At 42.3% G+C, this 12,542-nt stretch carries 11 protein-coding genes; all 11 read left to right on the top strand.

The annotated features are described in order from the left end of the window. Positions 1–476: 476 nt before the first annotated feature. The 11 genes from P343_RS34820 to P343_RS34870 all read left to right on the top strand — a co-directional run bounded on the left by P343_RS34820 (position 477) and on the right by P343_RS34870 (position 12,515). A complete protein-coding gene (locus tag P343_RS34820; RefSeq protein ID WP_023511545.1) occupies positions 477–2,297 on the top strand; it encodes an ABC transporter substrate-binding protein in 1,821 nt (606 codons plus the stop codon). Positions 2,298–2,364: 67 nt separating this feature from the next. Next, positions 2,365–3,357 carry an ABC transporter permease gene (locus P343_RS34825; RefSeq protein WP_023511546.1) on the top strand — a complete coding sequence of 331 codons (993 nt, stop codon included), beginning with the start codon at positions 2,365–2,367 and terminating at the stop codon, positions 3,355–3,357. Positions 3,358–3,364: 7 nt separating this feature from the next. After that, positions 3,365–4,282, top strand: coding sequence for an ABC transporter permease (locus P343_RS34830; protein ID WP_023511547.1), 918 nt, complete (start codon positions 3,365–3,367; stop codon positions 4,280–4,282). A gap of 1 nt (position 4,283) precedes the next feature. Beyond that, entirely contained in the window at positions 4,284–5,309 is a 1,026-nt protein-coding gene (locus tag P343_RS34835) for an ABC transporter ATP-binding protein (RefSeq protein ID WP_023511548.1), read from the top strand. Next, positions 5,302–6,312 carry an ABC transporter ATP-binding protein gene (locus P343_RS34840; protein WP_023511549.1) on the top strand — a complete coding sequence of 337 codons (1,011 nt, stop codon included), beginning with the start codon at positions 5,302–5,304 and terminating at the stop codon, positions 6,310–6,312. Before P343_RS34835 ends, P343_RS34840 begins: the two co-directional genes overlap by 8 nt. A 52-nt stretch (positions 6,313–6,364) precedes the next feature. Continuing rightward, positions 6,365–7,228 carry a MurR/RpiR family transcriptional regulator gene (locus P343_RS34845; protein WP_236620372.1) on the top strand — a complete coding sequence of 288 codons (864 nt, stop codon included), beginning with the start codon at positions 6,365–6,367 and terminating at the stop codon, positions 7,226–7,228. An 11-nt stretch (positions 7,229–7,239) separates the two neighbouring features. Further along, a complete protein-coding gene (locus P343_RS34850; RefSeq protein WP_023511551.1) occupies positions 7,240–8,298 on the top strand; it encodes a serine hydrolase domain-containing protein in 1,059 nt (352 codons plus the stop codon). A gap of 48 nt (positions 8,299–8,346) precedes the next feature. Beyond that, positions 8,347–9,525: an anhydro-N-acetylmuramic acid kinase AnmK gene (gene anmK / locus P343_RS34855; protein WP_023511552.1), complete on the top strand. Its 1,179-nt coding sequence runs from the start codon at positions 8,347–8,349 to the stop codon at positions 9,523–9,525. 5 nt (positions 9,526–9,530) lie between these two features. Next, complete coding sequence (locus tag P343_RS34860) at positions 9,531–10,505, top strand: GNAT family N-acetyltransferase (RefSeq protein ID WP_023511553.1); 975 nt, start codon at positions 9,531–9,533, stop codon at positions 10,503–10,505. Between the two features lie 123 nt (positions 10,506–10,628). Further along, complete coding sequence (gene murQ / locus P343_RS34865) at positions 10,629–11,534, top strand: N-acetylmuramic acid 6-phosphate etherase (RefSeq protein ID WP_023511554.1); 906 nt, start codon at positions 10,629–10,631, stop codon at positions 11,532–11,534. Between the two features lie 30 nt (positions 11,535–11,564). Next, positions 11,565–12,515 (top strand): N-acetylglucosamine kinase, encoded by a 951-nt coding sequence (locus tag P343_RS34870; RefSeq protein WP_023511555.1) that lies wholly within the window; start codon positions 11,565–11,567, stop codon positions 12,513–12,515. The last annotated feature ends 27 nt before the right edge of the window (positions 12,516–12,542 follow it).

Genomic DNA, 12,542 nt, shown 5'->3' on the forward strand with positions numbered 1-12,542 from the left:
TTGGTCACTTTAATGATAACACCGGATTTTATAATGGTGTTTTATTCCTCCAACCTAGCTGGCTAATTTGATTTTACAACTGGCCATCTAATAACATATTGATAAATTTTATAGAATGTCAAATGGTTATCCTCCGAACTATTCTATTATAGTTTCGGAGGATTTTTTTTGTATAAAGGTATAAACTTTTTTGCGCGGTATAAAGTTTTAAGTGATTCTGATTAATTTAAAAAAATATGTCAGATAAAGTGACAATTTCATGGACAAAAAATTTTTAGAAAACTAAAATAAATTCATCGGATGAAATTATATTTTACAAATATTAATTTTATCTAGCATAAAATATTATCTATTTTTGCAATTTTTTTAGAATTCACAAGAGAAAAATTCAGTCATTTTCTTGGGGGTGATACATAATTTTTGTTGTTGACCGATCCATTGCACGGTGTCTTTAAAAAAAGGAGGATGAACAAGAATTGAAGGTAATTAAACGTCTTACTATTTTAATGCTTATAGCATTACTGGCTATCTCAATGACTGCATGTGGCGGTACGACTTCAAATATGAGTGGATCAAAATTCACGACTGTTTATTATTACCATCCAATTTCTCCCGGTGCACCTAAAAACCCTTATAATGCCACGGGAAATTCATTCACAAGTTTTGACAAAATGCAGCTAGCCTGGTCAGCAAATTCTGCCACAGACCTGAACAAATTCTATCCAGGTTTGGCAGAAAAATGGAGCGCGAATTCGGACGGAACAACTGCAACTGTCGAAATTCAGCCGAAAGCAAAGTGGTCCAATGGGAAGCCTGTAACTGCTAATGATGTTAAGACATCCATGGCTATTGCATTTACACAAGGCACTGCACAATCATTCTCATTGGGATCGGTTAAAGTCCTGTCTCAGAAAAAAGTAGAGCTAAGTCAATTGCCTGGAGCAAAATATAATATGTTCCTACATGATTTGCTACAGCAGACAGTTGTTCCCGACTTTCAGTACGGCAAACTACTGCCTAAGAATATCTGGGCATTGATTGATCAGTCTTTGTACAGTGGTAAAGATAAAGCCAAAGCCGCTCAGGCAAAGAAAGCTCAGGAACAGATTACAAAACTTGGAAAAAGTATTACTACATTCGCACCAAAAACAGATATTTCCGCAGGTCCTTTCGTTTTGAAACGCTTGAATCCCGGCGAAGCTTATTTGGTTAAAAATAAGTACTTCTACGCGAGTGAAAAAGTGAAAGTTGGCAGCGTTTCTCTAAGAAATTATACCGGAAACCAACAGATCTGGAATTACCTCACTTCCGGTCAGCTAGACGCAGCGCCGTTCACGGCAATGCCTCAAAACGTTCTGGACAATATTGTTAAGACAAAAGGTAACCAGAAAGTAGTCTCACCAACTTATGTTGCCGCGTCCCTGGCATTTGACCAGAAATTCTATCCTTACGGCAATGTCAATGTTCGCAAAGCTCTTGCTTACGTCATTGACCGAAAAGCTGTACAGAAAGTAGCAGAGCCAGTTGTTGGAAAGCCATCTAAATACACAGACGGCATTGTAGATAGTGTGGCTGGAAAATGGATCGATGCGTCAACGCGTTCGAAAATGGATACCTACGATCTTAATCTGAAAAAGGCAACAGCTATGCTTCAAAAAGAAGGATTTAAGAAAACCAATGGTAAATGGGTTATGCCTAATGGAAAGCCTTGGACGATGGATATCTATGTTGTTAACGGATTTAGTGACTGGATTCAAGGCGGTAAAGTAATTTCGAGTCAGCTGACCAATTTCGGAATTGATGCGAAACCGACGATCGTTAGCAGCTTTGCACAGTATCAGGCTGATTTGGCGGCTCAGAAATATGCAGTAGGTTTCTGGCTGGATTCACTTGGAGCAAGCATGTATACATCGTTTGGCAGAATTTATGGTATGCCAGACGGATATAACGTAGTCGGTGGAAAACTTACTTATTCCGATCAGAAAGATAAAACAAAGGGAAATTGGGTTGGTATTCCACAAAATCTTAAATTATCTGCAGGTGAAAAAGTCAATCCTGGTAAACTAACCTATCAGTTGAATCAGATGAAGGTTGACGAGCAGCGTCCGAATGTCCAGAAGCTGGCGCTAGCAACCAATGAATATGTTCCGCTCATCGAAATCTGGGATTATATCCATGTTCAATTCGTAAACAATAACAGATTTACCAACTTCCCAGTCAAAGACGAAGGCTTAATGAATAACATGCCAGGCGTGTGGATGTCGATGGGCTATGTCACACCCAAATCTTCAAAATAATCTCAAGTAAGGGATAGACGCGAAATATTGAAAAAAAGACTAGATGAAAAGGGGGGTGCAGGATTTCATGAAAGATTTTTTAATCCGCCTTGTATGGCGGATTTTTTCTGGCATTTTAATGGTTTTGGCCGTCGCTTCCTTAACTTTTTTCCTTGTACGTATGATGCCTGGTGATCCGGTTAATGCTCAATATAATCAGCTGATCATGCAGGGGATGACACCTGTCCAAGCGGAGAATCAGGTTAAGGTGATGTACGGTTTTATCCCTAAGGAGCCTGTTGGTCAGCAATTTGTCAACTATATTTTGAACCTTTTACACTTCGATTTTGGGCAGTCCATCTCCTATGAAGGCGTTAGTGTATCGCATATTATTGTGAGTGCGGCACCTTGGACACTGGTTCTCGTATTTACAGGCTTAATCGCAAGTTTCCTTATCGGAGTTTTGGCGGGAGTCATCGCTGCCATCAAACGTTCATCACCATTTGGCACATCATTAACGGTTTCCGGCTCCTTACTACATGGCATTCCCCAATTTGTTATGGGGCTGCTGCTTGCCTATTTGTTCACAACACTATGGCCGCTTCTGCCTTTTGGTGCACCATACGATTCATCAATTGATCCGGGATTTAACTGGCCGTTTATCTCGTCGCTTTTCAGTCACGCCGTTCTTCCGGTTTTTACTTATGCGTTATCTAGCTATGGAGGTTGGCTACTGACCATGAAATCGAGTGTTATAACAGTACTTGGTGATGATTTCATCCTGGCTTCGGAGATCAGGGGACTGAAGGCTTCGACACGAGTCGGTTATATCGCTCACAATGCAATCCTTCCGCTGTTCACACTATTTACTTTATCAATCGGATTTATGTTCGGTGGATCGGTTTTTATTGAAAATATCTTCGATTATCCTGGATTGGGAAATTTGCTACTTAAGTCTATTGATACAAGAGACTATCCATTAATGAGCGGAGCTTTCTTGTTGATCACCATTGCGGTTATTCTATCGAATATTATTACGGATTTTCTCTATTCGATTGTCGATCCCCGCATAAGGAGGTAAGTCCTGTATGGGAACAACGAGTACAATGAAATCTATTAAACAATTTAATCCTAAAGCCTATCAGAGGCAGTCTTTCTGGAGGGCTGCATGGAAGGCAATCTCTAGAAAGCCAGGTCGGTTGGTCGGCTTCATCATTATTGTTATCTTTACGTTGATGGCGATCGTTGGACCCTATCTTTTTCCAAAAGAGCTCCCGATCGATCCTAATGCAATTTATGCGCCGCTCAGCTGGAAATACCCGCTCGGAACGGATTTCGAGGGCACCAGCAATCTGGCACTGATCATTACCGGTGCAAGATATGTATTGCTAGCGGCAGCGCTCGGCGCACTGTTTACTGTCGTCTTTGGGACTGTTTTGGGTCTTGTTGCCGGCTATTTTCTCGGTTGGTCGGATTCAGTGATCATGCGCATCACAGACTTTTTTCTGACGGTTCCTTCTTTTCCGCTACTGGTCGTTCTGTCAACAGTCTGGAATTTCGGGCATCCGCTCGCAATGGGCTTTATTCTTGGAATAACGGGCTGGGGAGGAATGGCAAGAGCTGTACGATCACAGACACTGTCTCTTCGTGAACGGGGATTTATCGAGGCAGCCAGAGGTCTTGGCCTTTCACCCTTCTATATACTTTTCAGGGAGATCCTTCCTAATGTTAGTTCCTATATTGGCATGAACCTGCTGACATCAATCACCGGCTGCATTTACGCGGAAGTCGGACTGTTCTTCCTGGGTGTCGTGCCATTCCATGTTAATAATTGGGGGGTTATGCTGAATATGGCTGTTTTTTCCGCCGGGGCTATGTCTAGTCCAAGTGCATTGCCCTATCTGCTTTCCCCTCTTCTTGCCTTGCTGATTTTAACACTTGGCATTGTTCTATTCTTAGATGCGGTTGATGAAATGTTCAACCCACGTTTAAGGGAGGATGCTTAAAATGACAAATGCCTCATCGGCAAATATGGAGAACGTAATTGAAGAAAAAAATCAAGACATGGCAATCAGCGCTAGAAATATTAATGTCGTTTATTCGACCCCCACAGGTCAGATTCCAGCTGTCCGAAATGTTGACATCGATTTACCCAAGGGAAGCATTACCGGAATTATCGGAGAATCTGGTTCAGGTAAGTCGACTCTGATCATGGCGATTATGAATGCAGTGACGAAACCAGGGAAAATTGAGAGCGGGTCGGTCATTCTAGATGGCAAGGAAGATATGTTGAAATTGAGCACCGAGCAGCAGAGAAAAATCCGAGGAAAGAAAATCGGGTTTGTTTTTCAAGCGGCTCAAAATTCATTGAATCCGCTTCGAAGAGTTGGTCAGCAGATCCTAGACTTGGGACGATCGCATGATGTGAAAGATTTAAGAGCGCTGATAAAGTACGCAAAAGAATTATTGATGCGTCTAGGATTAGATGCAGATCGAGTGCTGGCTTCGTATCAGCATGAATTGTCTGGCGGGATGAGGCAACGTGTCGGAATCATGTTTGCACTTGTTCTGAATGCGGATATCGTATTCCTGGATGAATCGACGACAGCTCTGGATATGCTCTCTCAAGCATCAGTGCTCGAAATCATCCGTGAACTTCAAAAGGAAAAAAAACTAACGATTGCACTCGTTTCTCATGATATTGGTGTCATTGCTGACCTTTCCGAGCGAATTGAAATTTTCTACGCAGGGGAGATTGTAGAAGAAGGAAAAACGGATGATGTTTTAGCAAATCCTCAACATCCGTATACGAGAGGCTTGATTCGCGCTATTCCGAAAATCTCGGGAGATATCGACTCCGCAGAGCCTTTGAAAGGTGCATCACCAGATTACAAGACCTATCAGCAGCCCGGCTGTCTTTTCTATGATCGCTGTCCGATCAGAACGGATGAATGCCTGAAAAAAAGGCCGGATCTGACTCATATTGGCAAATCTCACAAGGTTGCCTGTTTTAGGGTGGGTGTCCATGATTGAAATTAAAAATCTAGAAAAGTATTTCACAATTAAAGCGAAATTTTCTGATCGAAAGATAGTGCACGCAGTTCGTCGCGCCAGCTTAACGATTCCCGATGGTGGGGCGGTTTCTCTAATTGGCGAATCAGGTTGCGGGAAAACAACAATAGGCCGGATGCTTTGCGGGATGGAAACGCCGAGTGAAGGAACCATTATCATTAATGGGCAGGACATTTCCAAATTGAGACGAGGGGCACGAGCTCGACTGCTTCAAAAAATACAACTGATTCATCAGGACCCCTATCAGGCCTTGAATCCAACACATACGATTCAGCAGATGATGTCTGCGACTTTGAAAAAAATGGCGAGACAAAAGAAGAAGGGAGCTGAATGGATCAGTCAGCGTACGAATGAGCTGCTCAAACTAGTGGGACTCGATCCTTCAACGATTTTGTTTAAATATCCGCACATGCTGTCCGGTGGGCAGAAACAGCGGGTGATCATCGCTAGAGCACTAACCGTTGAACCGGAAATGCTAGTCGCCGATGAAGTCGTTTCAATGATTGACGTGTCTTTGCGGCTTGGAATTTTAAAACTACTACGCAGTCTAAGAGAAAAGTTTAATATTTCTATATTATTTATTACACATGACATTGCATCGGCACGTTACCTGGGGAGCAATACAGAACTGTATGTGGTCTATAAAGGAATGATTATTGAAAAAGGTCTGACCGAGCAGGTAATTCGTCAACCTCACCATCCCTATACACAAGCATTATTAAGTGCAATGCCGATTCTGAAAGGCATCGAAAAGCCGGGGAAAGATCGCTTTGTTTTGACCTCGCAGTTCCGGCAAAGTGAAGAAGAGCAGGTAGGATGCCTTTTTGCCGATCGTTGTCCGTTCAGTCAACCGATTTGCAGTGAAAAACGGCCGGAACTCATCTCACAGGGAAACAGTACAGACGCTTATGCATGTTTCTTTCCAGAAATACGTGATGTAGCTGCAGTTTCGGTTGACCATTAAACATACTTTTATTCCTTTAAATACTGGTATGGAACATAAATAATAAAAGGTGATGACCATGTTAAGAGGCGGACTCTCAAGACTTAAGGAATCTTATCGGGCACTTAATCCATCAGAGCAAAAAGCGGCAAAATTTACTCTAGATTATCCTGACCAAATGGTTCAAATGACTGTGAGTGAGCTGGCAGCAGCGAGCGGATCAAGTCAGTCAGCGATCATTCGTTTATGCAAAACACTTAATTTAAAGGGCTATCAGGAGTTGAAATTATGTGTTGCCGGAGATTTACAGGATTCATCGTCCAATGGCGATGAATATAAAGAAATTAATCCGGGCAGTGATTTGAGCACCATCGTTACTTCTGTATCGAATAACAATATTTACTCAATTAACGAAACACTCAAAGTTCTCGATATTCAAAAGCTCCAAAAAGCAATTGACTTAATTGAGGGTGCGCGCCGCATAGATTTCTTTGGATCAGGCGCTTCTCAGCTCGTCGCATGTGATGCGCAGATAAAATTTATGCGAATTGGTAAAGCCTGCACAGCTTACGCTGACAATCATTTGCAGTTGACATCGGCCTGCACTTTGACAAGTGATGATGTCGCTGTCGCCTTTTCCAACTCTGGCGAAACTCTTCAAACAGTCGAATGCATTAAAGCTGCTAAGAATTCAGGTGCAATGACCATTGGCATCACACGTTACGGAAACAATACACTTGGACAGCTAGTCGATGTCCATATCGGAATTGCTTCTTCAGAATCTGATGTACGGAGTGCTGCGACTTCATCACGAATTGTCCAGTTGAACATTGTGGATATTATTTATCTCTCCATTGCCGGACATCAATATGAATCATCCTTGAAATATCTCAATCGATCATTGGGCGCGATCAAAAATAGTTTTCGGGTCAAGTAGGTGGCAAAAAGATGAGTGAGAACAACCGGTCTTTTAAATTACTAGATAAATTTTTACATGAGATGGTTGAAGCACATCAGATTCCCGGTGCTGTCTATGCCATACTCGATAAAAATGGAACACTCGTTGAAAATGCAGTGGGTTTTTCTCATAAAGATAAAAAAATACCGATGACGATGGACACGTTGTTTGATTTGGCTTCTCTTACCAAAGTCTGTGCAACTTTGCCGAGCATCTTTTTGTTGATTGAAAAAGGCAGAATCGATATTGATGATCCCATTCAGATGTTCTTTCCTGCATCAGTGAACAGTGAGCTTACTCTCAGAGATTTACTTACACATACTAGCGGATTTCCACCGTCGTTTCCGTTTTATCAATACAGATGGACGAAAGAAGAAATCTTGAATTACATTCTTTCAATAAATGCTGAACCCGGAAAGCACACTGTTTATAGTGATCTTAATTTTATTCTATTGGGCTTTCTTGTAGAAAAACTTACGTACCAGCCACTGGATGTTTTTACGGAGGAAAGTGTGTACCGACCATTGGGCATGACTCATACCTGCTTTAATCCCCAGGCGGATTTGCAGTACATTGCGCCAACGGAATGGCTTCCGGATGCTAATAAGTTTCAGTGGGGAGAGGTGCATGATGAAAATGCGCATTACATGGGAGGAGTATCCGGTCATGCAGGCCTGTTTTCAAATCTTCATGATTTGAAGATTTATGTTCACATGCTGATGAATGAAGGCAAGACGGAACACGGGAATTATTTTATATCACCCGCGACGCTTCTGGCTAGTCGTAAAAACTATACAAAGCATTTGGAATATAACCGTGGACTTGGCTGGCAGCTTGCCGATGACCGTTATTCTCCTGGAGGTTATTATGTTTCGGATCAAGGTTATGGCCACACTGGGTTTACCGGTACTTCTTTCTGGATCGATCCGGAAAGTGATCTTGGTTTTATTTTACTAAGTAACAGAGTGCACATCAGCCGTCAAATTAATATGAATCGCATCCGGAGAATAGTTAATAATCTCGCAATGTCTGAGTTGGCCAAAAAATAAAGCCTGAAATAGATAAATGTCTCTAAATCTAAGCACAGGGGTGTGAAAATGGTTGATAAATATGTTGTCGGCTTGATGTCCGGAACATCAGCTGATGGAATTGACTCGGTGCTCACAAGAATTAAAGATTCAGGAGATCAGACTGAGCTCGAGGTTCTGGATTTTGAGACGATACCATATACGCAGGAGATGCAGAAAAAAATATTTACAGCAATGGACCCTGACCGGTCGAGTTCTCCCTTGATCTGTAGCTTGAATTTCGAACTAGGGTATTGTTTTGCTGATGCGGTGAAGTCATTGTGCCGCCATGCTCACTTTTCAATCGACAGAGTGGATCTTATTGGTTCTCATGGCCAGACTATATATCATATTCCGGATTCAGACGAAACTTATCACGCCTCAACCTTGCAAATTGGTGAACCTGCTGTTATCTCATACGAGACGCGCACACCTGTAGCTTCAAACTTCCGCGTCATGGATATGGCGGCGGGAGGACAAGGCGCACCTCTGATTCCTTATGTGGACTATTTATTGTTCAGAAATCTTGAACGAACCATTGCCCTGTTGAATATTGGAGGTATTTCGAATATCACGGTTCTCCCAAAAAGAGGAAACTTGCGGAGTGTTCAGGCCTTTGATATGGGTCCTGGAAATATGATTATCGATGAACTTGTCCGAAAGTTCTATGGCAGACCCTATGACCGAAATGGAAACTTTGCGAAAAGGGGTAAAGTGATCAAGCAGATTTTGAAAACATTGATGAATGATTCGTATTTTGCAAAAAAACCGCCAAAATCCACTGGACGCGAACGTTATGGAAAACAGTATGCGGAATGGATGGTGGAGAATTGGCACGATCAAAATTCCGATGACTTGATTGCCACTGCAACCTGTTTTACCGCAAAGGCTATCTTCAAAAATTATCAGGATTTTATTCAATCTAAAAACCCAGTTGACGAGATATGGGTGAGTGGGGGAGGCAGTCATAATCCAGTCTTAATAGGGTGGCTGCAAACGATGTTACCAGATGTCACGATCAAAACCTTTGAAAGTAATCGGTTAAATGCTGATGCAAAAGAGGCAGCCGCTTTCGCTGTGCTGGCAAATGAAATGGTGCATCAGCAGCCAGCAAATGTTCCCACCGCGACCGGTGCAAAAGAACAATTGATATTGGGAAACTATACTCCCTTTACTGGAATGAAAAACAGAATACTAATCGGAGGATGAAATCGATGTATTATGTGCCGATCACGCGAAATCGCGCGAACGATATCGTGCATCTCTGGAATCAGGAAATAGGTGATGAATTTCCCTTAAGGAAGGAGCTTCTGATTCAGAACAGTTATGAAGACACCAATGTATTAGCTGCTGGTTCCTGCTTGGCAGTCGATGAAAGCGGCAATCTTATCGGATTTATCATTACAAAAAAATATCAGGAAGCCATTGACGTCGGATTTAATAGTGAGCTTGGATGGATTCAAGTCCTGCTCGTTAAGACTGAAAATAGGAACAGAGGAATCGGTACAGAACTTTTGAGAAGAGCCGAGGATGCACTTGAGAAGCGCGGTGCAAAGAAAATTATACTTGGCAAAGATGTCTGGCATTATTTTCCCGGCATTCCTGATCATTACGTTCAAGTCAAACAGTGGTTTGTTTCCAGAAATTATCATTTCGATGGAAGAGAATACGACCTATTGACTGAAACACCGGTTCTGCAGATTCCAGAGGTTAAGGAAGCACGGTTCTTGCTTTTAAATAATAAAAATGATCAAGGTTTGTTGCTTGATTTTCTGCATCGATGCTTTCCGGGACGTTGGGAATATGAAGCTATTAAATATTTTGAGATGGGCGGCGATGGGAGAGAATTTGTCATCCTGAAGAACGATGTACAAGTCATTGGTTTCTGTAGGATTAACGATCACCTCTCCCGTCAAATCGCCCAGAACGTCTATTGGTCTCCTCTATTTACAGATGGGCTAGGTGGAATGGGTCCTCTGGGAATTGACGCGGCAGAACGCGGAAAAGGATATGGCATTGCTCTTGTGCAAGCGGGAATCGCTTATCTCAGTAGACGCGGTCTGAAACATTTTATTATTGATTGGACACAGTTAATAGACTTTTACAAAAAAGTAGGCGCACATCCTTGGAAGTCCTATGCTACTTACTTCAAATCATTAGAGAATGAAAAAGTAGCAGGAGTCCGGTGAATCTGAGAAAAATATATTGATCAAGGTGATACTCAAATGCAGGACTTGTTTACAGGTTTTTGGCGTGATGATAAAGCAGTTATTCAATAATCGCAAATTGCAGTTTTAAAAAGGATGGTTTGAATGCTGGATAAACTGACGACAGAGGCACGAAATAAAAAAACAACCAATCTAGATATGATGACGGTTCATGAAATGTTAAGCAGCATGAATCAGGAAGATCAGAGTGTGCCTCAAGCAGTTTCAAGAGAATTGGGGAAAATTGAACAGGTTGTGAAATCTGCAATTCACGCTTTTCAATCTGGTGGACGACTCATCTATATGGGTGCGGGGACAAGTGGAAGGCTTGGCGTGTTGGATGCTGTTGAGTGTGTCCCAACTTTCAGTTCTTCTCCAGACAGAGTTGTCGGTCTGATTGCCGGAGGGAACAAGGCACTTACTGAAGCGGTTGAAGGGGCTGAGGATAATGAAACGATGGGTTCTGGAGATTTGGCTGCATTAGATCTTACCGAGAATGATTTGGTTGTGGGAGTCGCGGCTAGCGGAAGGACACCATACGTGATCGGCGGTTTGAAGTATGCTCAGAAAATTGGTGCTTCCACAGCAAGTCTTAGCTGCAATCGCTATGCCGAAATCAGCAAATATTCGAATATGGCGATCGAGATAGAAACAGGGCCGGAAGTACTGACTGGATCCACACGACTTAAAGCGGGTACTGCTCAAAAATTAGTTTTGAACATGATTTCTACTGCTTCTATGATCGGTCTAGGAAAAGCTTATGAAAATTTGATGGTAGATGTACAACCGAATAACGAAAAACTTGTTGAGCGTTCGAAAAAGATCATTATGGAAGCAACAGGTACGGATCTGAAGACTGCGGAGAATGTATATTTTAATGCACATCAGAATGTTAAAGCGGCGATCCTCATGATACTGCTTGGTTGCTCTCTAGATGAGGCACTGGAACGTTTAAAGCACGCGAATGGATTTATCAGGAAGGCAGTTGTCGCGAATAACAAATGCGAATAATCTCTTAATTTATCTGAAAGAGGTTTGGAAATGGATAATTATTATATAGCCATTGATGGCGGTGGGACAAAAACTGACGCGGTAATATTTTCAACTGGTGGGCAACTAATCAACAGAGTTATTGGTGCTGGAACCAATCCGAATGGAATGGATTTTAATCAGGTAACTGAGCATTTTCGGAAACTTTTCTCAGAACTCATGTCTGTGAAGAAGCCGGTATCGATTGCCGGTTGTTATGCCGGATTATCTGGTTCTGATCATCCGGCGTTAACCCGCAAATTGGCAAATGCTATAAAGGACGCTTGCCCTGTAAAAATCAGTCATCTGCAGGTTGGAAACGATGCGATGAACGCTTTGTGGAGCGGCACAGATGGGAGGCCAGGACTCGTTGTGATTGCAGGAACCGGTTCAATCGCTTTTGGTATTCTTGACAATGGAAAATATTTTCGAATGGGTGGCTGGGGCTATCTGTTCGGTGACGAAGGAAGCGGTTATGCGATCGGACGTGAAACAGTTCGGCGTGTGCTGATGGTCTATGATGGGCGTGAAAGAGAAACAACTTTAATTTCAGCGCTTACCCGGTATTTTCATGTGCAATCCATTAATGATATTGTGCCGATTGTCTACCAATCATCCAAAGATGTTATTGCTGGATTAGTTCCGATTGTGGCAAGTGAAGCGGAACAAGGGGATTGCTTGGCTGAACACATTCTATTTGAGGCAGCGCAAGACCTAATTTCTCTTATTCAAAACGGAATGTCCAAATTTGAATCAGTGCCTGAAACGGTGCTTGTCGGTGGTGTATGGAACAGCCGGATCATTCGTGAAAAAGTTTGTTCTGGAATCTCTGCCCCATTTATTTTTCCTGACTATCCTCCTGTGTACGGATCAATTGCGAAATGCGTTAATGAGTGGGAATATCAGAATGAAGGGCTTTTGGATTCGCTAAAAAAGCAGCTCATCAAAGGTAAACCTGCATAACTAAAAAAAATCAATAAATGAGAGGCG

It is taken from the genome of Sporolactobacillus laevolacticus DSM 442 (genome assembly GCF_000497245.1).
GTDB lineage: Bacteria > Bacillota > Bacilli > Bacillales > Sporolactobacillaceae > Sporolactobacillus > Sporolactobacillus laevolacticus.